The organism is Variovorax sp. TLI9-5A (genome assembly GCF_056867935.1).
The window spans coordinates 1,935,397-1,957,259 of record NZ_CP200310.1 but is presented as its reverse complement, the minus strand read 5'-3'; the positions used below and the strand labels follow the sequence as shown (position 1 = coordinate 1,957,259).

The 21,863-nt window shown below is 66.9% G+C and carries 24 protein-coding genes; 14 read left to right on the top strand and 10 right to left on the bottom strand.

Translation table 11 applies throughout. The features are described from left to right. The first annotated feature begins 52 nt into the window (after nt 1–52). The 4 genes from AC1VNX_RS09575 to AC1VNX_RS09560 are packed head-to-tail and all read left to right on the top strand — an operon-like array spanning nt 53 to nt 4,752. Nucleotides 53–778 (top strand): DUF3348 domain-containing protein, encoded by a 726-nt coding sequence (locus AC1VNX_RS09575; RefSeq protein WP_483156485.1) that lies wholly within the window; start codon nt 53–55, stop codon nt 776–778. Next, nucleotides 775–3,405 (top strand): DUF802 domain-containing protein, encoded by a 2,631-nt coding sequence (locus AC1VNX_RS09570; protein WP_483156484.1) that lies wholly within the window; start codon nt 775–777, stop codon nt 3,403–3,405. Before AC1VNX_RS09575 ends, AC1VNX_RS09570 begins: the two co-directional genes overlap by 4 nt. Next, nucleotides 3,402–4,058 (top strand): OmpA family protein, encoded by a 657-nt coding sequence (locus tag AC1VNX_RS09565; protein WP_483156483.1) that lies wholly within the window; start codon nt 3,402–3,404, stop codon nt 4,056–4,058. The genes AC1VNX_RS09570 and AC1VNX_RS09565 overlap by 4 nt, the downstream gene beginning before the upstream one ends. Continuing rightward, the gene (locus AC1VNX_RS09560; protein WP_483156482.1) at nt 4,051–4,752 is read left to right on the top strand and encodes a DUF2894 domain-containing protein; all 702 of its coding nucleotides are present in this window, start codon (nt 4,051–4,053) and stop codon (nt 4,750–4,752) included. The genes AC1VNX_RS09565 and AC1VNX_RS09560 overlap by 8 nt, the downstream gene beginning before the upstream one ends. Here the strand turns inward: AC1VNX_RS09560 and AC1VNX_RS09555 are convergent. The 5 genes from AC1VNX_RS09555 to AC1VNX_RS09535 all read right to left on the bottom strand — a co-directional run bounded on the left by AC1VNX_RS09555 (nt 4,749) and on the right by AC1VNX_RS09535 (nt 7,427). Next, on the bottom strand, nt 4,749–5,243 hold the full coding sequence (locus AC1VNX_RS09555) for a C40 family peptidase (protein WP_483156481.1): 495 nt from the start codon (nt 5,241–5,243) through the stop codon (nt 4,749–4,751). The two genes, AC1VNX_RS09560 and AC1VNX_RS09555, sit on opposite strands and share 4 nt — an antisense overlap. A gap of 193 nt (nt 5,244–5,436) precedes the next feature. Next, entirely contained in the window at nt 5,437–5,724 is a 288-nt protein-coding gene (locus AC1VNX_RS09550) for an HU family DNA-binding protein (RefSeq protein WP_125946996.1), read from the bottom strand. Nucleotides 5,725–5,936: 212 nt separating this feature from the next. Further along, nucleotides 5,937–6,329: a hypothetical protein gene (locus tag AC1VNX_RS09545; RefSeq protein ID WP_483156480.1), complete on the bottom strand. Its 393-nt coding sequence runs from the start codon at nt 6,327–6,329 to the stop codon at nt 5,937–5,939. Between the two features lie 22 nt (nt 6,330–6,351). Further along, a complete protein-coding gene (locus tag AC1VNX_RS09540) occupies nt 6,352–6,717 on the bottom strand; it encodes a hypothetical protein (protein WP_483156479.1) in 366 nt (121 codons plus the stop codon). An 86-nt stretch (nt 6,718–6,803) separates the two neighbouring features. Further along, nucleotides 6,804–7,427: a DUF938 domain-containing protein gene (locus tag AC1VNX_RS09535; RefSeq protein ID WP_483156478.1), complete on the bottom strand. Its 624-nt coding sequence runs from the start codon at nt 7,425–7,427 to the stop codon at nt 6,804–6,806. 202 nt (nt 7,428–7,629) lie between these two features. Here AC1VNX_RS09535 and map point away from each other — a divergent pair, with 202 nt between their 5' ends. Next, complete coding sequence (gene map, locus AC1VNX_RS09530) at nt 7,630–8,376, top strand: type I methionyl aminopeptidase (protein ID WP_483156477.1); 747 nt, start codon at nt 7,630–7,632, stop codon at nt 8,374–8,376. A gap of 58 nt (nt 8,377–8,434) precedes the next feature. Here the strand turns inward: map and AC1VNX_RS09525 are convergent, their stop codons facing one another. The 4 genes from AC1VNX_RS09525 to AC1VNX_RS09510 all read right to left on the bottom strand — a co-directional run bounded on the left by AC1VNX_RS09525 (nt 8,435) and on the right by AC1VNX_RS09510 (nt 12,287). Next, nucleotides 8,435–9,253, bottom strand: a complete 819-nt coding sequence (locus AC1VNX_RS09525; RefSeq protein ID WP_483156476.1) for a class I SAM-dependent methyltransferase — start codon at nt 9,251–9,253, stop codon at nt 8,435–8,437. A 226-nt stretch (nt 9,254–9,479) separates the two neighbouring features. Continuing rightward, the gene (locus AC1VNX_RS09520) at nt 9,480–10,295 is read right to left on the bottom strand and encodes an ABC transporter permease (protein WP_126023400.1); all 816 of its coding nucleotides are present in this window, start codon (nt 10,293–10,295) and stop codon (nt 9,480–9,482) included. 4 nt (nt 10,296–10,299) lie between these two features. Continuing rightward, entirely contained in the window at nt 10,300–11,148 is an 849-nt protein-coding gene (locus AC1VNX_RS09515) for an ABC transporter permease (RefSeq protein ID WP_483156475.1), read from the bottom strand. Nucleotides 11,149–11,258: 110 nt separating this feature from the next. Continuing rightward, nucleotides 11,259–12,287 carry an ABC transporter substrate-binding protein gene (locus AC1VNX_RS09510; protein ID WP_483156474.1) on the bottom strand — a complete coding sequence of 343 codons (1,029 nt, stop codon included), beginning with the start codon at nt 12,285–12,287 and terminating at the stop codon, nt 11,259–11,261. A 312-nt stretch (nt 12,288–12,599) separates the two neighbouring features. Here AC1VNX_RS09510 and AC1VNX_RS09505 point away from each other — a divergent pair, with 312 nt between their 5' ends. From AC1VNX_RS09505 to argE, 4 genes are all read left to right on the top strand, one after another. Continuing rightward, on the top strand, nt 12,600–13,013 hold the full coding sequence (locus tag AC1VNX_RS09505) for a RidA family protein (RefSeq protein ID WP_019656931.1): 414 nt from the start codon (nt 12,600–12,602) through the stop codon (nt 13,011–13,013). Between the two features lie 5 nt (nt 13,014–13,018). Continuing rightward, nucleotides 13,019–13,693: a DUF1028 domain-containing protein gene (locus tag AC1VNX_RS09500; RefSeq protein WP_483156473.1), complete on the top strand. Its 675-nt coding sequence runs from the start codon at nt 13,019–13,021 to the stop codon at nt 13,691–13,693. A 67-nt stretch (nt 13,694–13,760) separates the two neighbouring features. Next, a complete protein-coding gene (locus tag AC1VNX_RS09495) occupies nt 13,761–14,753 on the top strand; it encodes a LysR family transcriptional regulator (protein ID WP_483156472.1) in 993 nt (330 codons plus the stop codon). Next, the gene (gene argE, locus AC1VNX_RS09490; protein WP_483156471.1) at nt 14,750–15,931 is read left to right on the top strand and encodes an acetylornithine deacetylase; all 1,182 of its coding nucleotides are present in this window, start codon (nt 14,750–14,752) and stop codon (nt 15,929–15,931) included. Before AC1VNX_RS09495 ends, argE begins: the two co-directional genes overlap by 4 nt. 121 nt (nt 15,932–16,052) lie before the next feature. Here argE and AC1VNX_RS09485 read toward each other — a convergent pair whose 3' ends face one another. After that, on the bottom strand, nt 16,053–17,312 hold the full coding sequence (locus AC1VNX_RS09485; RefSeq protein WP_483156470.1) for a flavin-containing monooxygenase: 1,260 nt from the start codon (nt 17,310–17,312) through the stop codon (nt 16,053–16,055). Between the two features lie 270 nt (nt 17,313–17,582). Between AC1VNX_RS09485 and AC1VNX_RS09480 the strand changes: the two genes are divergently transcribed. The 5 genes from AC1VNX_RS09480 to AC1VNX_RS09460 are packed head-to-tail and all read left to right on the top strand — an operon-like array spanning nt 17,583 to nt 21,802. Continuing rightward, nucleotides 17,583–18,731, top strand: a complete 1,149-nt coding sequence (locus AC1VNX_RS09480; RefSeq protein ID WP_483156469.1) for an ABC transporter ATP-binding protein — start codon at nt 17,583–17,585, stop codon at nt 18,729–18,731. Further along, the gene (locus tag AC1VNX_RS09475) at nt 18,728–19,729 is read left to right on the top strand and encodes an NAD(P)H-quinone oxidoreductase (RefSeq protein WP_483156468.1); all 1,002 of its coding nucleotides are present in this window, start codon (nt 18,728–18,730) and stop codon (nt 19,727–19,729) included. Before AC1VNX_RS09480 ends, AC1VNX_RS09475 begins: the two co-directional genes overlap by 4 nt. 5 nt (nt 19,730–19,734) lie before the next feature. Then, complete coding sequence (locus AC1VNX_RS09470) at nt 19,735–20,349, top strand: glutathione S-transferase (protein WP_483161920.1); 615 nt, start codon at nt 19,735–19,737, stop codon at nt 20,347–20,349. An 11-nt stretch (nt 20,350–20,360) separates the two neighbouring features. Further along, complete coding sequence (locus AC1VNX_RS09465) at nt 20,361–20,852, top strand: type II 3-dehydroquinate dehydratase (protein ID WP_483161919.1); 492 nt, start codon at nt 20,361–20,363, stop codon at nt 20,850–20,852. Further along, nucleotides 20,849–21,802 carry a 2-hydroxyacid dehydrogenase gene (locus tag AC1VNX_RS09460; RefSeq protein ID WP_483156467.1) on the top strand — a complete coding sequence of 318 codons (954 nt, stop codon included), beginning with the start codon at nt 20,849–20,851 and terminating at the stop codon, nt 21,800–21,802. The genes AC1VNX_RS09465 and AC1VNX_RS09460 overlap by 4 nt, the downstream gene beginning before the upstream one ends. Nucleotides 21,803–21,863: the final 61 nt, after the last annotated feature.

The window sequence follows — 21,863 nt, the reverse complement described above, 5'->3', positions numbered from 1 at the left end:
TGTAGACTGCCGGGTTTTTCGAAGAGGCGCGTTCAGGCGGATCCAGGAGGTTATGGGGCAAGTTTTCAAGCGCTCAGGTTTCAACGGCTCGGCGCTCATTCGCTTGCTTTCCCGACTGGCCGAGGCCGATGTCCGCGAACCCGCAAACCCCACCGCCGACCGGCTGAGCCAGTGGTTCGGCTGGACCGACGCGATCTCCCTTTCAGCCGCGCTCGACGGCGCGCCCGCAACGGCACAAACCAGCATTCGCGCTCCCCGCAACACCGAGGAAAGCGAATGCAACCGCGTGAAAAGCGCGCTGGCCAGCGCCATCGTCGAAGACAACACCTTCGGCGCCGGCAAGGACGCAACTTCGGACTTCGCCCCCTACCGCCGCCGCTACCTCGCCCGGCAGCAGGCCATGGAAGCCGGCGTTGGCTCGCTGCGCAGCAGGCTGCGCTCGGCCATGGCGGCCAGGTCGCCTGCCATGGCGCGGCTGGCCTCGGTCGACGTGGTGATGGCGCAGGTGCTGGAAGCACGCGAGCACAGCCTGCTGTCGGCCGTGCCGGGGCTGCTGGAGCGGCATTTCGAGCGACTGCGCAAGGCGGGCGAAGCGCCGTCGACTGAAGAGGAAGCAGAGGCGCAAACGCCGGACACCGCCGCCCCGCCCCCCGACGCATGGCTGGACGTGTTCCGCAAGGACGCGCAGGACGTGCTGCTCGCCGAACTTGATTTTCGATTTCAACCGGTCGAAGGGCTGCTCGATGCCCTTCGCACCCAGGCCACCAGGACCCCATGACCCGATTCCTTCAATACGCTGTCTTTGTCGCCGGCCTGGCCGTCGTCGGCTGGGTGGGCGCCGGATATATCGGCACCAACGCGCTGGCGCTGGCCGTCACCATGATCGTCGGCGCCTTCTACATCATGGGCGCGCTGGAACTGCACCGCTTCCAGCAGGCGACCGCCACGCTGACCCAGGCCGTGTCCGACCTGTCCGCCCCGCCGGAGAACCTCGGCGCATGGCTCGACCGCCTTCATCCTTCGCTGCGCAACGCCGTGCGCCTGCGCATCGAGGGCGAGCGCGTGGGCCTGCCCGGCCCGGCGCTGACGCCCTACCTCGCCGGCTTCCTGGTGCTGCTGGGCATGCTGGGCACCTTCGTCGGCATGGTGGTCACCCTCAGGGGCACAGGCATCGCGCTCGAAAGCTCGACCGACCTGCAGACCATCCGCGATTCGCTCTCGGCCCCCGTCAAGGGCCTCGGACTGGCCTTCGGCACCTCGGTGGCCGGCGTGGCCGCATCGGCCATGCTGGGCCTGGCCTCTGCCCTGAGCCGCCGCGAGAGGCTTCAGGCCGCGCAACTGCTCGACACGAAGATCGCCACCGTGCTGCGCGTTTTCTCGCAAATGCACCAGCGCGACGAATCCTTCAAGCTGCTTCAGCAGCAGGCCCACGCCATGCCCGAGCTGGTCGGCCAGCTGCAGGCCATGATGCTCACGATGGAACGGCAGAGCCAGGCGCTGAACGAGCGCCTCGTCGCCAGCCAGGACAGCTTCCACAGCAAGGCCGAAACCGTCTACGGCAACCTCGCCGCTTCCGTCGACCAGTCGCTGAAGCACAGCCTGACCGAGAGCGCGCGCGTCGCCGGCGCGGCGATCCAGCCCGTGGTCGAAGCCACCATGGCCGGCATCGCACGCGAAACCGTCGCACTGCACGACACCATTTCGAAGACGGTCCAGCAGCAGCTCGACGGCCTTTCCGGCCGCTTCGAGGCCACCACCACCCGCGTGGCCGACACATGGAAGAGCGCGCTCGCGGAGCATCAGCGCACCAGCGAAACGCTGGCCGGCGACATGCGCGGCTCGCACGACCAGTTCGCGCAGACCTTCGAGCAGCGCTCCGCCGCGCTGGTAGACAGCATCTCCACCCGCCTCGAAAGCGCCGTCGGCAACGTGTCGGAGAGCTGGAGCAGCGCACTCGCGCAGCACCAGCGCGTGAGCGAGAAGCTCTCCGGCGATGCGCATCAGGCCCTGTCGACCGCTGCGGCAGCCTTCGAGCAGCACTCCGCATCGCTGCTCCACTCCGTCGACCAATCGCACGCGAAGTTGCAGACCGAGCTGGCATCGCGCGACGAACAGCGCCTCTCGGCCTGGACGCAATCGCTCACCGCCATGGCCGCATCGCTGCAGCAGGAATGGCAGCAGGCCGGCACGCACAACGCGAGCCAGCAGCAACAGCTGCTCGACACCATGGCGCAGACCGCGCGCGAAATGCTGGCCCAGACCGAAGCGCACGCTACAAACACCATCGCCGAGATCGAGAAGCTGCTGCAGGCCGCCTCGGAAGCGCCGCGCGCCGCAGCAGAGATCGTGTCGCAGATGACTTCGCGCGACGAACAACGCCTCTCGGCCTGGACGCAGTCGCTCACCGACATGGCAACCTCGCTGCGCCAGGAATGGCAGCAGACCGGCGAGCACAACACCAGCCAGCAGAAGCAGCTGCTCGACACCATGGCGCAGACCGCGCGCGACATGTCGACCCAGCACGAAGCGCACGCGAAGAACACCATCGCCGAGATCGCGAAACTGCTGCAGGCCGCGTCGGAAGCACCGCGCGCCGCGGCCGAGATCGTGTCGCAGATGACCTCGCGCGACGAACAACGCCTCTCGGCATGGACGCAGTCGCTCACCGACATGGCCGCATCGCTGCGCCAGGAATGGCAGCAGGCCGGCGAGCACAGCGCCGGCCAGCAGAAGCAGCTGCTCGACACCATGGCGCAGACCGCGCGCGAAATGTCAGCGCAGACCGAGGCGCACGCGAAGAGCACCGTTGCCGAAATCGCCCAGCTGCTGCAGGCAGCGGCGGAAGCACCACGCGCCGCAGCCGAAGTGATCACCGAGCTGCGCCAGAAGCTCGCCGACGGCATGGCGCGTGACAACACGATGCTGGAGGAGCGCAGCCGCATCCTCGAAACGCTCTCCACCCTCCTCGACGCGGTGAACCACGCTTCCACCGAACAGCGCACCGCCATCGACACGCTGGTGTCGGCGTCGGCCGAGATGCTGGAGCGCGTGGGCAACCGCTTCACCGAGCGGGCCGATGCCGAGTCCGAAAAGATGGCCTCGGTCGCCGCGCAGATCACCGGCAGCGCCGTCGAAGTGGCCAGCCTCGGCGAGGCCTTCAGCCTTGCGGTGCAGCTCTTCAGCCAGTCGAACGACAAGCTCGCGGGCCACCTGCAGCGCATCGAAGGCGCGCTGGGCAAATCCATCGCGCGCAGCGACGAGCAGCTGGCCTACTACGTCGCGCAGGCGCGCGAGGTGATCGACCTGAGCATCATGTCGCAGAAGCAGATCGTCGAAGACATGCAGCAGATCGCCGAGCGGCAGCGTCAGCTGCCGCAGCAGGCGCCCGCGGACAGCGAAGCATGATCCGCGACGACATCGAGGCCGGCTTCGACGAACCGGGCGTGCCCGTGTGGGCCGTGTTCGGCGACCTCATGGCCGGCCTGCTCGGCGCCTTCGTGCTGATCCTCGTGTGCGCGATCGGCATGCAGCTCGAACTCGCGTCGAAGCTGGAAACCGAAGTGAAGCAACGGCAGGCCGAAGCCAAGCGCCTGCAGACGCTCGAACAGGCCCTGGCCGCGCCGCTCGCGGCCGGCCGAGTGACGCTGACCAACGGCCGCATCGGCATCAGCGGCAACGTGCTCTTCGCCTTCAACTCCGCCGAGCTGCAGCCCGAAGGCCGGCAACTGCTGAAGAGCCTTGCCGCACCGCTGACCAGCTACCTCAAGTCGCGCGACGAGATCCTGATGGTGAGCGGCTTCACCGACGACCGGCAGATGCGCGACAACGCGCGCCAGTTCGCCGACAACTGGGAACTCTCGGCGCAGCGCGCGCTGACCGTGACGCGCGCTCTGATCGAATCCGGCGTCCCGTCGTCGTCGATCTTCGCGGCTGCGTTCGGCTCCGAGCAGCCCGTCGCGTCGAATGCCGATGCCGACGGCCGGTCGAAGAACCGGCGCGTGGAAATGGCGCCCACGCCGCGCCCCTCCAGCAGCGCGACCGCGAAGCCCCGTGACTGAAGCCGAAGGCAGCGAAGCCGCACGCGACATCGGCGCGATGGTCGCTGCCGCACTTTCGCGCGGCGAGCAGCGCTTCGACCCCGTGCGCTTCCGCTTCATCGAAGCGATGGCAAAGCGTGCCACCGCGCATGGCGGGGAGGCGCGGCGCATGCTTGACGACAAGGTAGCGACGCTTCTTGCGGCGTACGACGAGGATCGTGCGAAGGCGCAGCCCACAAGCACGGTGGAGCAGGAAACCGCTGCAGGGCCAAGTCCGCTCGCGGAACTCGCCGAGCACATCGCGCGCCATGCGCCGATGCTCGGCAATGCTCCGGCTGCACCGGCAGCAGCAGCAACAAAGGCCGGAGGCGCCACCAAGGCCTCTGCTGCGCCTCCCGCGCCCGAACTCAAATCGATCCGCTACTTCCAGAGCACCTGGTCCAGGCTCAGCGCCGACCGGCGCCTGACGCAATCGCTGTCGAAGGTGCCCGAGAACGCGGGCCCGCTCAACTCGCACCACCTCGTGCACCGTTCGCTCACGCTGATGCACAACCTGTCGCCGGAGTACCTGAACCGGTTCATGGCGTATGTCGATGCGCTGTCGTGGGTCGATCAGCTGAACGCTGGTGGTGGCGCTGCTGCGGCCGCACCGTCGAGCGCGGCAGGCTCACGCGCCGAACCTGCGAAGAAGAGCAGCAGAAGCAAATCGAGCTAGGGCCTGCGCGCCTGCACCGTCTGGCGCGACCAGTACACACCATCGAGCCGATCGAGCCGCACCACGCCGCCCGTCGAGGGCGCATGCACGAAGCGGCCGCCACCCACATAGATACCCGCATGCGAGGGCGTGGACGAGCCGAAGAGCACGAGGTCGCCAGTGCGAAGCTCCGACACCGGCACCGGGCTGCCGAAGCCCGTCATGCGCGCCACCGTCCTGGGGGGCGATTCGCCCACGCTGTTGAGATACACGTAGCCGATGAGGCCACTGCAGTCGAAGCCGCCGTCGGGCGTGTTGCCGCCATAGCGGTACGGCGTGCCGACGAGGCCCAGCGCGTGGATTGCGATGCTGTTCGATTGCTCGGGCGTCAGCGAGCTGCTGACGGCGGGCCCTGTCGTGCCACCCTGCCGTGGCCCCGATGGGCCAGCGCAGCCCACGATCAGAAGACAGAACCCGATGGAAGAGAGAAGACGCAGCAGCCAGCGCTGCAATGCGGGGAAAAAGAAGAAGAGGTCGGCGTTGTCGGCACAGCAGGCGCGTGGTCGTGCATGTCGGAGGGCTGGGCTTGTGAACGTGCACAAACTCTAGCGCGGAATGCCGCGGTTTCCTGAAGATGCCGGCCCTCCGCGGCCCGCACTGCTGCGCGGGCGCCACGGAGGGGAAGAGGGAAAGAAGACGGAAGGCTTACTCGGCCGCGGGCGCGTTGACCGCGTCCTTCAGCGCCTTGCCGGCGGTGAACTTGGGAGCCTTGCTGGCCTTGATGGTCATCTTCTCGCCCGTCGAGGGGTTGCGCCCTTCACGTTCGGGGCGGCTGGCCACGGCGAAAGTGCCGAAGCCGATCAGTTGCACCGTGTCGCCCTTTGCCAGGGCACGCGACAGGTTGTCGATGGCGGAGTCGAGCGCGCGAGCGGCATCGGCCTTGCTGAGGTTGGTGTCCGTGGCGATGGCGGCGATGAGGTCGGTCTTGTTCAAAACGAATGTTCTTTCTTGCTTGGATCAAACGGTGGAAAAAAACGGTGGCGCAAATGCGCACCGGGCTTGAATGTAATCGCGCTCGCCCGAAGCGGCGGGGCACCGATGCGTTTCAAAAGTGAAACATCGTGATCGATGCACGTGTCCAGGAGCGAAATTGTGGCTAACGATGACGCTCGCCGACCGAACCGAACGCAGGCAAGCACCGCACTTCAGAAGCCCGGCGCAGGCCGCCATGACACAGCATCTGGATACTGGCGACCATCCTTGAAGCACAGAAATATTTCCACGACCGCATCGGCCAAGAACCACTCGTCGGACTTGAGCGTCAGCGTGCCTGCAGCAAACACGAGTTGGGTTCCTTCCGGGAAGAATGGGTGCGGCTTGTCGTGAAATGCCCTCTCCCGCTTTCCGGTTGCGGAGTCAAACCTTTCGACCATGCAGGTTGATCTGCCGCCCGCAACTTGAACGTAGCTTCCGTCTTCTCTCGTCAGCGACGCGTATGAATGTCTTCCCGCGCTCTGGAGTGCGAGCACGCGCCGTCGAATTTGCGCGTCCGTCGGGGCTTTGAGCTCGGCAAAGTTTTGGCCTTCAAGGCGCGTCATCTTCGGTCCCTTGAGTGGAATATCAGGTGTTCAATCCCCGCAGCACCTTGATTGCGATTGCGCCACTACCCGCGCCGATTCCGCGGTTGCGTTCATTGGTGTTTTGGGTCGCAGTCACGTCCTCCCAGGCTTCCACCGATTCGACAACCCTGTGCGCCGAGTCGGTTTCGATCTCGAAATCCACGAATCTCTCGTCCTGCGTGAGCAGCAGGCCGGACAGTCTCGGCATCCCGGGGAAATCGATGCAGAGATCAATGATGATGGATCTCTCCCATTGAACCCCTCGCTCAAGACCACTTAGCTTGAGCGCTTCAGGGAGAGGGTTCTCTCGCCAGTGCATCGCTTCCCGGCGGATCAAATCTTCGACCACAGCGTTTTGCTGTTGCACGTTCAGTTTGCGATAACGTGGTAGGGGCATGGGCGTGAAAGAAATGTGGGGGCAAGCTCGCTGTTCATTCGAGCCTCGGGTCGATCTTAGGAGCCGAACACCAGCAGCAGATTGTTCGCAGGCATCACATACCTCTCCCGCAACACAAGCCCCACCCGCTGCGCTTCCGCAGCCACGTCCTCGATACGCCGTATCCCCCACGCAGGATTTCGCCCACGCAAGTCCTCATCGAACGCCAGATTGCTCGGCGCCGTCGCCACTCCATCCTCGAAGTAGGGCCCATACGTGACCAGCACCCCACCAGGACGCAGATGCCGCGCGGCCCCTTGCATCAGGCCGATGCATGCGGCCCAGGGCGCAATGTGGATCATGTTGGCGCAGTAGATCGCATCGAACCTCTCCTTTCCTTCAGCGAAGGCGAAACCCTGCGATGGCCATCGGGATGCCGTCACGTCGAGCAGAAGCGGCGCGCGAAGGTTGGGCAACGCAGCCTGCTCGATTCGAGCGGCAATCCCAGGCAACGCGCGCGCATCGGCATCAGTAGGCTGCCATGTCCATCCACTCAACGCCGTGGCGAACCAGACGGCATGCTGGCCCGTGCCGGATGCGATCTCCAGCATGGCGCCCTGCTCGCCGAGGATGCCGCTCAGTGCATCGAGGATGGGCTGCTTGTTGCGTTCGGCGGCGGGGCTGTGGGGATGGTCGGGCATTTGGGAAGGCACCTGAACGGGGGTGGATGGGAGCGAGTACGCCACAGCAAGAATATTCGAATGACTGGCGAAGATGCCCGGAAATTCGATGCGGCATATAACAATGCACTCCGGCCGCCCCGCTCCATCGCATCGACGGGCCCCTGCCCGGCGGGCCATCCATCATCAGCCCGCGCCCATCTTTCACAAGGACCCGACAGACATGACCATCGAAACACAAGACGACGTCGTAGCACTCAAGCGCATCGGCCGCATCGTTTCGCTGACGCTGCAGCGGATGCTCGGTGCAGCGGAGCCCGGCATGACCACGCGCGAGCTCGACCTGATCGGCCAGCGGCTGCTGGAGGAGCACGGTGCGCGGTCGGCGCCGAAGCTCACGTACAACTTTCCGGGCTCGACCTGCATCAGCATCAACGAAGAGGCCGCGCACGGCATTCCCGGTGACCGCATCATTCGCGCTGGCGACGTGCTCAACGTCGACGTGTCGGCCGAGCTCGGCGGCTACTTCGCCGACACCGGCGGAACCACCGTGGTGCCGCCCACCAATCCGCAGAAAACGCGCCTGTGCCACGCCACCCGCACTGCGCTGGCCGAAGCGATGAAAACCGCCAGGGCCGGGCAGCCGATCAACCGTATCGGCGCCGCCATCGAGCGCACGGCAAAGGCCTACGGCTTCAAGATCATCGAGAACCTCGCGAGCCACGGCGTCGGCCGTGCGCTGCACGAGGAACCCGAGCACATTCCCGGCTACTTCGACCCTTCGGACACGCGCACGCTGCACGAAGGCATGGTCATCACCATCGAGCCCTTCCTGTCGACCAAGAGCCGCATCGTCACCGAGGCTTCCGACGGCTGGACGCTTGCGGGCGTGAACGGCAACCTGTCCGCGCAGTACGAGCACACGATGATCATCACCAAGGGCGCGCCCATCGTCGTCACGACGCATTGATGGGTTGATCGGCGGGCTCCGCGCTGAAGACAGCGCCCTCGCCTTCCGCCCTGCCTCGCTACCCCGCCGCCACGATCACATGCGCCTGGATCTTGCCGGCCACCGGGCCTTCGCCATGGCGGCCGGCGATGACTTGCGCCGCCCTGTCCGTTGCCGCCTGAAGCGCATGGGCATCGCGCGCCTCGATCTCATTGCGCAGCGGCGTTCCCTGGCAATAGGCGGTGGCAACGTCGCGCGCCGAGGGTGAGTGGCTCGTCCTCTCGCGCGTCTCGATCTCGATGCTGGTGAAGCCCGCGCGGCCCAGGTCACTGCGGATCAGCGCCACGTCGTGATAGCCGTGCGGCGTGCGGGCCAGGAAGCGCGGAGGGTCTTGCGGAAAGATCTCGGCGACGGCGCTGGTCACCTCGTCGGCGAAGGCGTTGTCCTCGATGCGGTCCCACACGGTGAACACGAAGCGCCCGCCCGGCCTCAGCACGCGGCGCGCCTCGGCATAGCCGGCGGTGCGGTCGGGGAAGAACATCGCGCCGAACTGGCAGAAGACGACATCGAACGAGGCGTCTTCGAACGGCAGCTTGAGCGCGTCGGCCTGCTGCCATTCGATGTTGATGCCGCTGCTGCTGCCCTGGCGGGTGGCGGCGTAGTCGAGCATGGGCTGGTTGAGGTCGGTCACCACGTAGCGAGTGCCAGCGCGTAGCCTGGGCGCCAGCGCCCGCGTGACCACGCCGCTGCCGGCGGCTGTTTCGAGCACCGCGCCGGGGGCGAACCCGGCGACCAGCTCGGCCGTGTCCGCAGCATAGGCCTCGAAGATCAACGGGACCATGAGCGTGTCGTAGAGCTTGGGGATCGAGCCTGCGAAGAGCTTGTCGCTTTCGGTCATGGAGTGGCTCCTTGAAAGCCGGGGCTGGACACTGCCCTCGAACGCCCTTGGGTGCCCTGTTCGAGTTACCCCCACAGCTCAGGTGCGAGCCGCACGGCCTCGAAAGGCGCGCCGCCGTATCGGGCATTGGCGGCGCTGCGCCATGGTGGCCCTGTTCGCAGGCCCAGTCAACGCCGCGGCCTGGACTGCACTCGACGGCGCCCGGCCGCGTGCGCACGGACCTCCGTCACTCTTCGATGTTCAGGATCTTGCCCAGGCCGAGGAAGTAGTTGGCCAGGGCCAGCACGGTGGCCGTGACTGCGATGTAGACCACCGACAGCGCCGCCAGCGTCGGGTCGGCGAACTCGCGCACGTAGTTGTACATGGCCACGGGCAGCGTCTGCGTGTCCTGCGTGGTCACGAACAGCGATGCGGTGAACTCGCTGAAGGACATGATGGCCGCGAACAGCCAGCCGCCGAAAAGACCCGGCGCCAGCAGCGGCACCGTCACGGTCAGCAGCACCTTGAGCGGCGATGCGCCCAGGCTGGCCGCGGCCTGCTCCAGGCGCTCGTCCAGGTTCTCCATCGACACGTAGACGCTGCGCATCACGAAGGGCAGCACCAGCATCACATGGCACAGGATGGCAATGCCCCAGCCGCGCTGCACCGAGGCCTGCGAAACCAGGATCAGCAGCCCCAGCCCCAGCGTGAAGTGCGGCACCACCAGCGGCGAATGCAGGATGGCCAGCAGGGTCTGCTTGCCCTTGAACTCCATCCGCTTCGCTGCGATGGCCAGGCAGGTGCCGATCACCAGCGCCAGGAACGACGACCAGCCGGTGACGACCAGGCTGGCCTTGAAGCCATGCTGGAAGTCGGGGTAGCTGAACACCCGCGCGAACCATTGGAGCGAATACGACTCGGGCGGGAAACTCAGGATGGCCTTCTCGTTGAACGCGGCGATGGTGACCACCACCACCGGCAGCAGCACGAAGCCCAGCAACACGGCGATCAGCAAGGGGCCGGCGATGCGCAGCGGAAGCGGCAGGGCGCTCTGGATCTTCATGGTGTCAGTGCCCTCCGACGGCCTTCAGCCGTTTGGTCAGCTGGCCCAGCGCGAGCAGCGCGGCAGCGGTCAGCAGCAGGCCGACCACGCTCAGGCTCGCGGCCAGCGGGAAATTCATCGACGAGAAGCCGAGTTGGTAGACCAGCGTGGACACGGTCGGCACGCGGCCGCCGCCGATCATCTGCGGCGTGGCGAAGGCGCTGAAGGTCCATGCAAAGGCCGTGGTGATGCTGGCGAGGATGCCGGGCATGGACAGCGGCAGCGTGACCGTGAGGAAGGTCTTGACCGGGCCCGCGCCCAAGCTCTGCGCGGCCTTCTCGTAGTCGCGGTCGATGTGGGAGATGGCCGTGGCCAGCATCAGCACCACCACCGGGATGGTCACGTGCACCAGCGCCACCAGGACGCCCAGGTGGGTGAACATGAGCTCCAGCGGCCACTCGATCAGCCCGACACGGCGCAGCACGCCGTTGATGAAGCCGTTGCTGCCCAGCACCGCGATCCAGGAGTAGGTGCGCACGATCTCGCCCAGGAACAGCGGCGTGATCGACACCACGAGGATGAAGGACTTGAGCGCGCGGTTGCGCACGCGCACCAGCGCGTAGGCCAGCGGATAGGCTGCCAGCAGCGAGAACACCGTCGTCTCCACGCTCAGCAGCAGGGTGTTGGCGAACGCGGAGAGATAGATCGACTTGGTCAGTCCGCTGAAGTTCTCCAGCGTGAGACCGCCCACGTCCAGCGAGCCGGGCACGAAGGCGCGGAAGCTGAACTGCAGCACGGCCAGCAGCGACACGGCGATGCCCGCCGCAACAATGACGGCCGGAGACACCAGCCAGGCCCGTAGATCGGAACGCATTCCCGCCCTTCCCAACAACATTCAACTTCTTCAGATGCTCGATCGTCGCGGGGAGACCGGCGCGGCATCGGCCGCGCCGGTCTCCCCGGCTTGCGTGCTCCAGTGAGGGGTCAGTTCATGATGTTCTCGGTGAACCACTTGCGCCATTCGGCGGTCTTCTCGGCGCGCAGCTTGTTGTCGATCACGATGGCCTGGGTGTCCCACTGCGCCTTGGTGGTGAACACGCCGGGCAGCTTGGCGTCCTCGGCCGAGACCTTCGCGTTGGTGACGACCGGGCTGGCCTTCTTGGAGGCGACGATCTTCGACTGCACGTCGGCCGACAGCGCGATGTTCAGGAACTTGTAGGCCAGGTCGGCCTTGGTCGTGCCCTTCATGATGGCCATGGTGTCCACGCCGAGCACCGCGCCTTCCTTGGGCATGACGACCTTGATCGGCACGCCCTGGCTGGCCATGTGGTACGCGTTCATCGACAGGATCACTTCCACGGGCGTCTCGCCGGTGGCGATCAGCTGCTGTGCGTTGGCGTCGTTGGTGTAGAAGGCCTTGAAGTTAGGCTTGAGCGCCTTGAGCTTGTCCTGGCCCTTCTCCCAGGTGGCGGCGTCGCCGCCCGAGAGCATGGCCGACACCGCGATGATGTGGCTCGGGTCGAAGTCGGGCGCGCTGAGCTTGCCCTTGAGCGCCGGGTTCCACAGGTCGTTCCAGCTTTCGAGCTTGATGCTGGCGGGCACCAGGTCGGGGCGGTAGCCGATGGAGTAGACGTACGCCCAGCTGCCGATGTGGTACGGGCTGATTTTGGCGCGGTCCACCAAGTTGGCGTAGTTCGGGATCTTGGCGGTGTCGATCTGCTCGAACAGGTTGCTGTTCACATACAGCCAGCCCACGTGCGAGGTGGTGAAGGTGATGTCGCTCTCGGGCTTGGCGGCCAGCTTGGCCTTGTTCAGGCGATCGATGGTGCCGCCCGTCACGTACTTCACGGGCACGCCGGTCTGGCGGGTGAATTCCTTGCCGATGTTGTCGTCGATGAGGTCACGGAAGCTGCCGCCCCAGGTGCTCACCACGAGCGCGTTGTCCTGTGCCCATGCGGTGGTGCCGCCCAGCGCGGCGGAGAGCGCGCACAAAGTCAGAAGCTTGCGAATCATTGATTGAACCTCGATCGTAAAAGTTGAACATCTGTCGGTACTGCGGCTGCAGGTGCCCTGAAACACCTGCAACACCTTCTGCGTGTGCAGCACCTGCATCACGGGGCCGGATCATAGGAATGGCTTACGCCGCGGCCTAATCGCCTTTTACGTACAGGTGGCTCAAATTTTCCGAGGGCCCCGGCGCGCGTGCCGCTCGGAAATTCCTAAACGGTCGCACGGAAAAAACAAATGGCGCCGACGGCCGGCGCCGACGACCATGCCGGTCCCGGCGCCATCGGCGTCTCTTGCCCCCAGCCCCCTGCAGCGACCATGAAGCACACCCGCATCCGTCCTTTCAACACCAAGGTGACCTACCCGGAACAGAAGCTGGACAACGACCTCTGCCAGGCCGTCGTCGCGCGCGGCCGCACCGTGTTCCTGCGCGGGCAGATCGGCCAGAACCTGGAAACCTCCGAGAGCGTGTGCATCGGCGACGTCGCCGGGCAGGCCGAACAGGCCATGTCCAACATCGCCATGCTGCTGGAGGAAGCCGGCGGCGAGCTGCAGGACATCTGCAAGATCACCATCTACATCATCGACCCGCGCTACCGCGAGGCCGTCTACCTCGTGGTCGGCCGCTGGCTCAAGGGCGTGTTCCCGGTGTCCACGGGCATCGTGGTCTCGGCCCTGGCCCGCCCCGAATGGCTGGTGGAGATCGACGCCACCGCCGTCATTCCCGACTGAGCGCCATGACCTTCTCCATCGTTGCGCGCTGTCCCGCCACCGGCCAGTTCGGTGCGGCCGTGGCTTCTTCTTCGCCTGCCGTGGCGTCGCGCTGCGTGCGCGGCCGCCGTGGCGTGGGCGCCGCCGCCAGCCAGAACATCACCGACCCCGACCTGGGCCCGCTGCTGCTCGACCTGATGGCCGCCGGCAACACGCCCGCGCAGGCCGTGGCGCAGCTGCAGCAGCAGCGGCCCTTCATCGACTACCGCCAGCTCATGGCCATCGACGCACACAACCCGCCGGTGGTGTTCACCGGCGCCAACGCGCTGGGTACCCTGGCAAGCGTGGTGGGCACGCACGCGGCCTGCGCCGGCAACATGCTGCACAACCGCGAGGTGCCGGCGGCCATGCTGGCGGCCTTCGAGAAAGCCGAGGGGGCGCTGGCGGAGCGACTGATGCAGGCCATGCTCGCCGGCCAGGCAGCCGGCGGCGAGGAAGGCCCCGTGCATTCAGCGGGATTGCTGGTCTACGGCACGCAGAACTGGCCCGTGGTCGACCTGCGGCTGGACTGGGTCGAATCCGACCCCGTACAGGCGCTGTACGCCACCTGGCAGGTCTACGCGCCGCAGCAGGAGGCCTACATCACGCGGGCCCTGGACCCGCGCGCAGCCCCCAGCTTCGGTGTGCCCGGCAATCTCTGACGCAGGGGTGTCGCTAAACTGGCGCGCTCGCTTTCGCGCCGCGCGTGGCGCGCCTTCCTGTACCGACATGCTCAACCGCGTCTCCCTGCGCCAGATGGAGTACTTCGTCGCGACGGCCAAGCACGGCAGCATCGCCGCGGCCTCCGCGCAGATCCACATCTCCTCCCCTTCGATCTCCGCGGCCATCGCTCACATCGAGAGCGAACTCAACGTCCAGCTGTTCGTGCGCCACCCTTCCAAGGGGCTGGGGCTCACGGCCATCGGCACGCTGGTGCTGAACCAGTGCCAGGACGTGCTCGAACGCTCCTCGCGCCTGTACGAGATCGCCTCCGACACCGGCGACGTGATGCAGGGCCCGCTGCGCGTGGGCAGCTTCCAGTCGCTGACGGCCATGATCGCGCCGGAGGTCATCTTCCGCTTCGCGCGCGCCTTCGAGCGGGTCGAGATGCAGATGGTGGAGGGCGACCAGGAAGTGCTCATGAACAAGCTGCGCTCGCTCGAGATCGACGTGGCCCTCACCTACGACCTGCGCCTGGACGACGACATCGAGTTCGAGAGCCTGGCCACGCTGCCGCCCTACGTGCTGGTGAGCGAACTGCATCCGCTCGCGCAACAGAAGGCCGTCACCTTCGAGGAGCTCGCCCCGCAGCCCTTCGTGCTGCTCGACCTGCCCATGAGCCGCGACTACTTCACCTCGCTGTTCGCCAGCGTCGGCCTCGCGCCCAACATCGTGGCGCGTTCGCGTTCGGAAGAGGTGGTGCGCTCCATGGCCGCCAACGGCATCGGCTATGCGCTGTTCAACGTGCGGCCCAAGTCCAACCTGTCGCTGGACGGCAAGCGCCTGGTGCGCGTGCGCCTGGCCGGCAAGAACCGCCCCATGCTCCTGGGGCTGGCCACCTACAAACCCATGAAGCAATCGCGGCTGACCCAGGCCTTCATGGACCGCTGCCGCGCCTACATCTCCGACCAGTACATCCCGGGCATGAGCGCAGCCAGCTTCTTCGATCCCCATCCCGTGGCGCCGGAGTCGTCCGACGTGCCACCTGCGCAAAAACCATGACCCCTGAACCTTCCGCCAGCGTCTCCAGCGTCTCCCTGCTGGAGACGCTGATCGCCTTTCCCTCCGTCTCCCTTCGGCCCAACGACGGACTCATCGCCGCGGTGCAAGAGATCCTGTCGTCCGCCGGCATCGCCTCCACGCGCGCGCCGGCCCCCGAGGACCCGCGCCGCACCAACCTGTTCGCCTCGGTCGGGCCCGAGGGCGTGCCCGGCGTGCTGCTGTCGGGCCACACCGACGTGGTGCCCGTGGAAGGGCAGCCCTGGACCTCGCCGCCTTTCGAGGCCACGCACAGGGACGGCCGCATCTACGGACGCGGCGCAGCCGACATGAAGGGCTTCGTCGCCTGCGCGGTCACCGCCATGGTGGCGGCTGCGGGGCGGCCGCTGAAAAGGCCGCTGCAACTTGCTCTGTCCTTCGACGAGGAAATCGGCTGCGTCGGCGTGCGCCATCTGTTGCGCCGGCTCGAAGGCCATCTTCCGGCGCCGTACCTGTGCATCGTCGGCGAGCCCACGCTGATGCGCATCGGCACCGGCCACAAGGGCAAGGCCGCCTACCGTGCGGTCTGCTGCGGCGAGGCCGGACACTCGGGCCTGGCGCCGCAGTTCGTCAATGCCATCCACATGGCCAGCGACCTCGTGGCCTCGGCGCGCGAGGTGCAGCGCGAGCTGGCCGAGAGCGGCCCGCGCGAAGAAGGCTACGGCGTGCCCTACTCCACCGTGCACGTGGGCACCATCCAGGGCGGCCGCGCGCTCAACATCGTGCCCAGCGAATGCACGCTGAACTTCGAGATCCGCAACGTCGCGCAGGACGAACCGGCGCAGATCCTCGAACGCATCCTGCAGAACCTGGCCGCACGCGTGAAGCGCGAGGCCCAGCATGCCGACGCACCGCTGCCCGAGGTCACGCTGCAGAACAGCTACCCCAGCCTTTCGACGCCGGAAGACGCGCCCGCCGTCGGCCTGCTGCGCGGACTGCTGCCCGAGGGCACGCCCACCACCAAGGTCGACTACGGCAGCGAGGGCGGCCTGTTCAAGCAGAGCTGGCAGCAGACGCCCGTGCTGGTGTGCGGCCCCGGCAGCATCACCGTGGCGCACAAGGCCGACGAATACGTGGAGCTGTCGCAGCTGCAGGCCTGCGACCGCATGCTGGCCGGGCTCGTCGACTTCCTCTGCCGCTGACTGGATACATCAGCAAGCCGCAGAGTGCTGCGGCCCACGGCGCGCACTGAATGACGAAGGCCGCCGGATCGCAGGATCCGGCGGCCTTCTCATTGATGCAGCACTTATGCAGCCCGCGCGCTCAGCTCTTTTCGTAGGACATGTAGCCCTGCTGCAAAAGGATGTGGTCGGCGATGTACTTGGCGTCGTGCCACACGCCGTAGATGAACGACGAGGCGCGGTTCACCAGGTTCGGCAGGCCCAGGAAGTAGATGCCGCTTTCCGCCGATATGCCGCGCTTGTGGTACGGCTCGCCGTTCTCGTGGAAGGCATTGACCTGCAGCCAGCTGTAGTCGAACTTGAAGCCCGTGGCCCACAGCACGGTGGTGATGCCGGCCTCGCTCAGGTCCAGGCTCAGGATGGGTTCGGTCAGGCATGCGGGGTCGGGCAGCAGCTCCCAGGCCTCGGGCTCGGGCGGAAACGGCAGGCCGTTCTGCTCGATGTACGCATCGGCTTCGCGCAGCACGTCGAAGTAGGCCTGGTCGCCCTCCGCCACGTTGCGGGCCAGGCCTTCGGCGAAGCGCATCACGCCGCCCTCGTAGGACTCGGTCAGGCCCACCAGTTCGATGCCCGCATGCGCCAGGCGACGGAAGTCCACCGTGCGGCCGCCTTCATAACCGCTCACGGCAAAGGCCACGTGCTTCTTCTTGGGCTTGATGCGCACTTCGTCCCACAGGCCGAGCGCGCCCAGCCACCAGCAGTAGTCGCGCCCGCGGTAGGCGCGCGGCGGACGGTAATGCTCGCCCACCGACAGGTACACCTTGCGCCCGGCCTGGCGCAGCTCTTCCGCGATCTGCGAGCCCGAAGCGCCCGCACCCACCACCAGCACCGCACCATCGGCCAGCTGGCCCGGGTTCTTGTAGGCCGACGAATGCAGCTGCGCGACCGGCGCATCGGCCGGCACGATGGCGGGATAGGCCGGAATCTGGAACGGGCCGGTGGCCGCGACCACGTTCATCGCCTCGATCACGCCCTGCGAAGTGGTCACCTTGAAGCCCGGTCGGCCGACATGGCGCTCGACGCGCTGCACCTCCACGCCGGTGCGCACGGGGGCCTTCAGCATGGCTGCGTAGTCCTCGAAGTACTGCGCCATGCGCTCCTTGGGCGGAAAGGCCTCGGGCGAGATGCCCTCGAACTTCAGCCCCGGAAAGCGGTCGTGCCAGGCCGGGCCGTTGGCGACCAGCGAATCCCAGCGCTCCGAGCGCCAGCGCTCCGCGATGCGATTGCGTTCGAGCACGAGGTGCGAAACACCCATGGCCGCCAGATGCTCGCTCATCGCGATGCCGGCCTGGCCTGCGCCGACCACGAGGGTGTTGATTTTCTCCACTGACTCCACTGACATTTGATGTTCCTCAGGATGATCGGCGCCGGAGATCTCGGCCGGGCGGGCCGGCACTGCCAGGCACCGATTGGGGGGCGAGTCTGATGAAGGGCACCGCGTTTGAAAATCATGTTTTTCAGACGCAAGGCTTAGGAAAAAGCGAAGCGCAGCGGCAACGCAGCGAAGGCGCTGCGCTCACGCTGGAGGAATCGCCTGTTTCGTTTTTTCCGAGGGGCGGCCTCAATATCTGCAAAGGCCCGACGGCAGCCGATGGGCTTATCGTTTCGGCCCATGAATCCTGTCCCTTCCGAGCTCGGCCCTGCTGCCGCAAATGTGGCCAACGTGTCCGACGTGGCCGTCAGCATCGAAGGCGTGGTCAAGAAGTACCACGACCAGACCGTGCTGCGCGATGTCTCGCTGAAGATCCGGCGCGGCGAGTTCCTCACCCTGCTGGGGCCTTCGGGGTGCGGCAAGACCACGCTGCTGAACCTGATCGCAGGCTTTGCCGAGGCCGACAGCGGCGAGGTCTTCATCGAAGGCCGCCCCGTCACCAGCGACCCGCCGCACCTGCGCAAGATCGGCCTGGTGTTCCAGAACTACGCGCTGTTCCCGCACATGACGGTGGAGCGCAACATCGGCTACGGCCTGCGCATGCAGGGCGTGCCCACGGACGAAGCCGCCAGGCGCATCCGCGAGGCCATGGCCATGGTCAAGCTCGACGGCCTGGGCCACCGCAAGCCGCGCGAACTCTCGGGCGGCCAGCAGCAGCGCGTGGCACTGGCGCGCGCGCTCGTCATCCAGCCCAAGGTGCTGCTGCTCGACGAACCCTTCTCGGCCCTGGACAAGAGCCTGCGCGGCTCCATGCAGGTGGAGATCCGCGAGATCCAGCGCCGCCTGGGCCTGACCACCGTGTTCGTCACGCACGACCAAGGCGAGGCGCTGGCCATGTCCGATCGCATCGCGGTGATGTCGGCGGGCGTGATCCGCCAGATCGCGCCGCCGGCCGAGCTCTACCAGAGCCCGCAGGACCCTTTCGTCGCGTCCTTCCTGGGCGACGTGAACATCCTGCCGGCCCACTACCACGGCAAGGGCGCGGGCGACGTGCAGCTGCGCCTGGGCTCGGGGCTCATCAGCCTGTCGCAGGACCGGCTGGTGCACGCCTCGCATGAAGGCGAGCGGCTCGACGTCTATGTGCGGCCCGAGCACCTGCGGCTGGAGAACCTGCACCCGGCCTCGGTGCTCAGCGGCACCGTGGTCAACCACGTGTTCCAGGGCGACCACATCAACACCTTCGTCGATGTCGACCTGCCGATGACGGCACGCCAGATCGTCACCGTGCGCAGCCCGGGCCTCACGGCCATGCGGCAATGGCCGGTCGGCTCGGTCGCAGGACTGGCTCTGGCCCCTGAAGGCGTGAGCGTCTTCAGCCCCCAGCCATGAGCGAAGCCCTGCCCTCCACCATGCAGGCCATCGTGGCCCGCGAACCGGGCGATGCCAGCGTGCTGGTGCTCGCCGAGCGGCCCGTGCCGCAACCTGGCCCCGGCGAAGTGCTGCTGCGCGTGCTGGCCGCCGGCATCAACCGGCCCGACATCATGCAGCGCCAGGGCATCGCCAAGCCCGCGCCCGGCGTCACCGACGTGCTGGGCCTCGAAGTCTGCGGCGAGGTCGTCGCCTGCGGCCCGGGCGTCGACACCGCGCTGCGCGGCACGCGGCGCATGGCGCTCGTGCCCGGCGGCGGCTATGCGCCCTGGTGCGTGGCTGCAGTGGACCATTCGTTCGCAGTGCCGGCGCGGCTGTCCGACGCAGAGGCAGCGGCCCTGCCTGAAGGGCTCTTCACCGTCTGGCACAACCTCTTCGAGCTGGGCCGGCTGACCATGGGCGAGACCGTGCTGATCCACGGCGCCACGGGCGGCATCGGCTCGCTGGCAGTGCAGATGGCGCATGCGGCCGGCTGCACCGTCATCGCGACCGCGAGCGACGAGGCCCGCTTCGCAGAACTGAAAGCCATGGGCGCCGACCTCGCAGTCTGCTGGCCCACCACCGACTTCGTGCAGGCCTGCATCGACTTCACCAACGGGCGCGGCGTGAACGTGGTGCTGGACATCGTCGGCGGCGACTACGTGCGCCGCAACCTGCAGGCCATGGCCTTTGGCGGCCGGCACGTGAGCCTTTCATTCATGCAGGGGTCCGCCGTCACGGTGGAACTGCTCACGCTGATGCAGCGCCAGCTGAGCCTGCATTCATCCACCATGCGCCCGCAGACCCATGCCGAGAAGACGCGCATGGCCCAGGCCATTGCGCGCCACGTGCTGCCGCTGCTCGCCAGCGGACGCATCGCGCCGCGCCTGCATGCGCGGCTGCCGCTGGCCCAGGCCGCACAGGCCCACGTGCTGCTGGAGAGCGGCCAGGTGTTCGGCAAACTCGTCCTGGAGCCTTGAGCATCATGCGACTGCTGTATGCCCCAACCTCGCCCTTCGTGCGCAAGGTCATGGTCTGCGCACACCTGAGCGGCCAGGCCGAACGCATCGAATGGCTCGACAGCGCCGCGCATCCGGTGCGCCGCGACAGCCGCATCGCGGCGCACAACCCGCTGGCCAAGGTGCCCACGCTGATATTGGACGACGGCGAGTCGCTCTACGACAGCCGCGTGATCTGCGAATACATCGACAGCCTGGGCAGCGCCGGCATCTTTCCGCCGGCCGGCCCCGCGCGCTGGAAGGCGCTCACGCGCCAGTCGATGGGCGACGGCCTGCTCGACGCCGCGCTGCTTGCGCGCTACGAACTCACGGCGCGGCCCACTGAAATGCAGTGGCCCGTCTGGCGCCAGGCGCTGCTGACCAAGGTCACGGCCTGCCTGGGCACCATCGAGGCCATCGCGCCGGAGCTGGCGGTGGCCCGCCCCACCATCGGCGAAGTCGCCATCGGCTGCGGCCTCGGCTACCTCGACTTCCGTTTTCCTGAACTGGACTGGCGCGCCAGCCATCCCGCCGCAACGCGCTGGTATGCCCAGTTCGCGCAACTGCCCGCCATGCAGGCCACCATTCCCCACGAAGCCTGAGAGCACCCATGATGAGCAACACCACCACGCTTCCTCCTACCCTCACGGTCTGGTTCCTCAACGGGCCCAACGCCAACCTCTATGGCCTGGATGCCAACAAGACCTACGGCAGCGACAGCTTTCCGGTGCTGCAGTCGCGCTGCGAGCAGAAGGCCGCGTTGCTGGGCGTGAGCTTGCGCTTCCTGCAGTCCAACCACGAAGGCCAGCTGATCGACTGGATCCAGGAGGCGCGCGGCGTGGCCGACGGCATCGTCATCAACGCGGCCGGCCTCACCTACACCTCCATCGCCATCCTCGACGCACTGCTGGCCTTCCCCGGCAAGATCATCGAAGCCCACATGAGCAACATCTGGAAGCGCGAGCCCTTCCGCCACCACTCCTTCATCTCCAAGGCGGCCCATGGCGTGATCGCGGGCCTGGGTGGCGACGGCTACGAGTTCGCGATCGAGGCCGTGGCACGGCTGGTTCGCAGCGCCAGCGAACAGCAGCAGAAGAGCACATGAAGATGGCACAGCAACGCCTCGGCACCCTGGTCTTCTACAGCGACTTCGACGATTTCGGCGCCTGGCAGAAGGCACTGCAGGCGCAGCTGCCCGACCTGCAGGTGGTCCACTCCAGCGCCCTCGAGCGGCCCGAGGACGTGCACTACGCCATGGCCTGGAAGCCGCCAGAGGGCTTCTTCCAGCAGATGCTGAACCTGCGGCTCATCGTCAACCTGGGCGCCGGCGTCGACGCGCTGGTCTCGCGCAGCGACCTGCCGGCCGGCATCCCCATCACGCGCATCACCGATCCGAACATGTCTCGCATGATGGCCGGCTACGTGCTCTTCGCCGTGCTGCGCCATGCGCGCGACATTCCCCACTTCGAGCAGGCCCAACGGCGCGGCGAATGGGCCTACCGCCACCCGCGCTCGCCCGAGGAAATCACGGTGGCCGTACTCGGCCTGGGCCATCTCGGCGCCATGGCCGCGACCGAAGTGCAGCGCCAGGGCTTCAGAACGCTGGGCTGGTCGCGCAGCCAGCGGCTGATCGAAGGCGTGGAATGCTTCTCGGGCATGGAGACGCTGGACAACGTGCTCGGCCAGGCCGACATCGTCGTGCTGATGCTGCCGCTCACGCCGCATACCAAAGGCCTTTTCGACCGCGCACGGCTGGAGCGCATGAGGCCCGGCGCTGCTTTCGTGAATGTGGCCCGCGGGGCGCTGGTCGATCAGGCGGCGCTGACGGCACTGCTGCAGAGCGGGCACATCGGCAGCGCGACGCTCGATGTGTTCGAGCGCGAGCCGCTGCCAGCCGATGACCCGCTGTGGGGCATGCCGCAGGTGCTGATCACGCCGCATCTGGCTTCGGTTGCGATTCCCTCCTCGTCTGCGCGGCAGATCGCGGCGAATATCTTGCGTGTGGCGGAGGGGGAAGAGCCGATGGATGTGGTTGATCCGGGGCGGGGATATTGAGGGTTTGGGTCAGGAGCACGGGCAGCGTTTACACGAGCCGCTATGTAGTCTCAAGCGGCCG

Bases quoted from the DNA above. Each gene is read 5' to 3' on its own strand.
- AC1VNX_RS09470 (WP_483161920.1), top strand. From the start codon at position 19,735: ATGCGACTGCTGTATGCCCCAACCTCGCCCTTCGTGCGCAAGGTCATG.
- AC1VNX_RS09505 (WP_019656931.1), top strand. From the start codon at position 12,600: ATGAAGCACACCCGCATCCGTCCTTTCAACACCAAGGTGACCTACCCG.
- AC1VNX_RS09500 (WP_483156473.1), top strand. From the start codon at position 13,019: ATGACCTTCTCCATCGTTGCGCGCTGTCCCGCCACCGGCCAGTTCGGT.
- AC1VNX_RS09495 (WP_483156472.1), top strand. From the start codon at position 13,761: ATGCTCAACCGCGTCTCCCTGCGCCAGATGGAGTACTTCGTCGCGACG.
- AC1VNX_RS09565 (WP_483156483.1), top strand. From the start codon at position 3,402: ATGATCCGCGACGACATCGAGGCCGGCTTCGACGAACCGGGCGTGCCC.
- AC1VNX_RS09535 (WP_483156478.1), bottom strand. From the start codon at position 7,427: ATGCCCGACCATCCCCACAGCCCCGCCGCCGAACGCAACAAGCAGCCC.
- AC1VNX_RS09515 (WP_483156475.1), bottom strand. From the start codon at position 11,148: ATGCGTTCCGATCTACGGGCCTGGCTGGTGTCTCCGGCCGTCATTGTT.
- AC1VNX_RS09510 (WP_483156474.1), bottom strand. From the start codon at position 12,287: ATGATTCGCAAGCTTCTGACTTTGTGCGCGCTCTCCGCCGCGCTGGGC.
- AC1VNX_RS09465 (WP_483161919.1), top strand. From the start codon at position 20,361: ATGAGCAACACCACCACGCTTCCTCCTACCCTCACGGTCTGGTTCCTC.
- AC1VNX_RS09525 (WP_483156476.1), bottom strand. From the start codon at position 9,253: ATGACCGAAAGCGACAAGCTCTTCGCAGGCTCGATCCCCAAGCTCTAC.
- AC1VNX_RS09485 (WP_483156470.1), bottom strand. From the start codon at position 17,312: ATGTCAGTGGAGTCAGTGGAGAAAATCAACACCCTCGTGGTCGGCGCA.
- AC1VNX_RS09575 (WP_483156485.1), top strand. From the start codon at position 53: ATGGGGCAAGTTTTCAAGCGCTCAGGTTTCAACGGCTCGGCGCTCATT.
- AC1VNX_RS09570 (WP_483156484.1), top strand. From the start codon at position 775: ATGACCCGATTCCTTCAATACGCTGTCTTTGTCGCCGGCCTGGCCGTC.
- map (WP_483156477.1), top strand. From the start codon at position 7,630: ATGACCATCGAAACACAAGACGACGTCGTAGCACTCAAGCGCATCGGC.
- argE (WP_483156471.1), top strand. From the start codon at position 14,750: ATGACCCCTGAACCTTCCGCCAGCGTCTCCAGCGTCTCCCTGCTGGAG.
- AC1VNX_RS09545 (WP_483156480.1), bottom strand. From the start codon at position 6,329: ATGACGCGCCTTGAAGGCCAAAACTTTGCCGAGCTCAAAGCCCCGACG.
- AC1VNX_RS09460 (WP_483156467.1), top strand. From the start codon at position 20,849: ATGAAGATGGCACAGCAACGCCTCGGCACCCTGGTCTTCTACAGCGAC.
- AC1VNX_RS09480 (WP_483156469.1), top strand. From the start codon at position 17,583: ATGAATCCTGTCCCTTCCGAGCTCGGCCCTGCTGCCGCAAATGTGGCC.
- AC1VNX_RS09520 (WP_126023400.1), bottom strand. From the start codon at position 10,295: ATGAAGATCCAGAGCGCCCTGCCGCTTCCGCTGCGCATCGCCGGCCCC.
- AC1VNX_RS09475 (WP_483156468.1), top strand. From the start codon at position 18,728: ATGAGCGAAGCCCTGCCCTCCACCATGCAGGCCATCGTGGCCCGCGAA.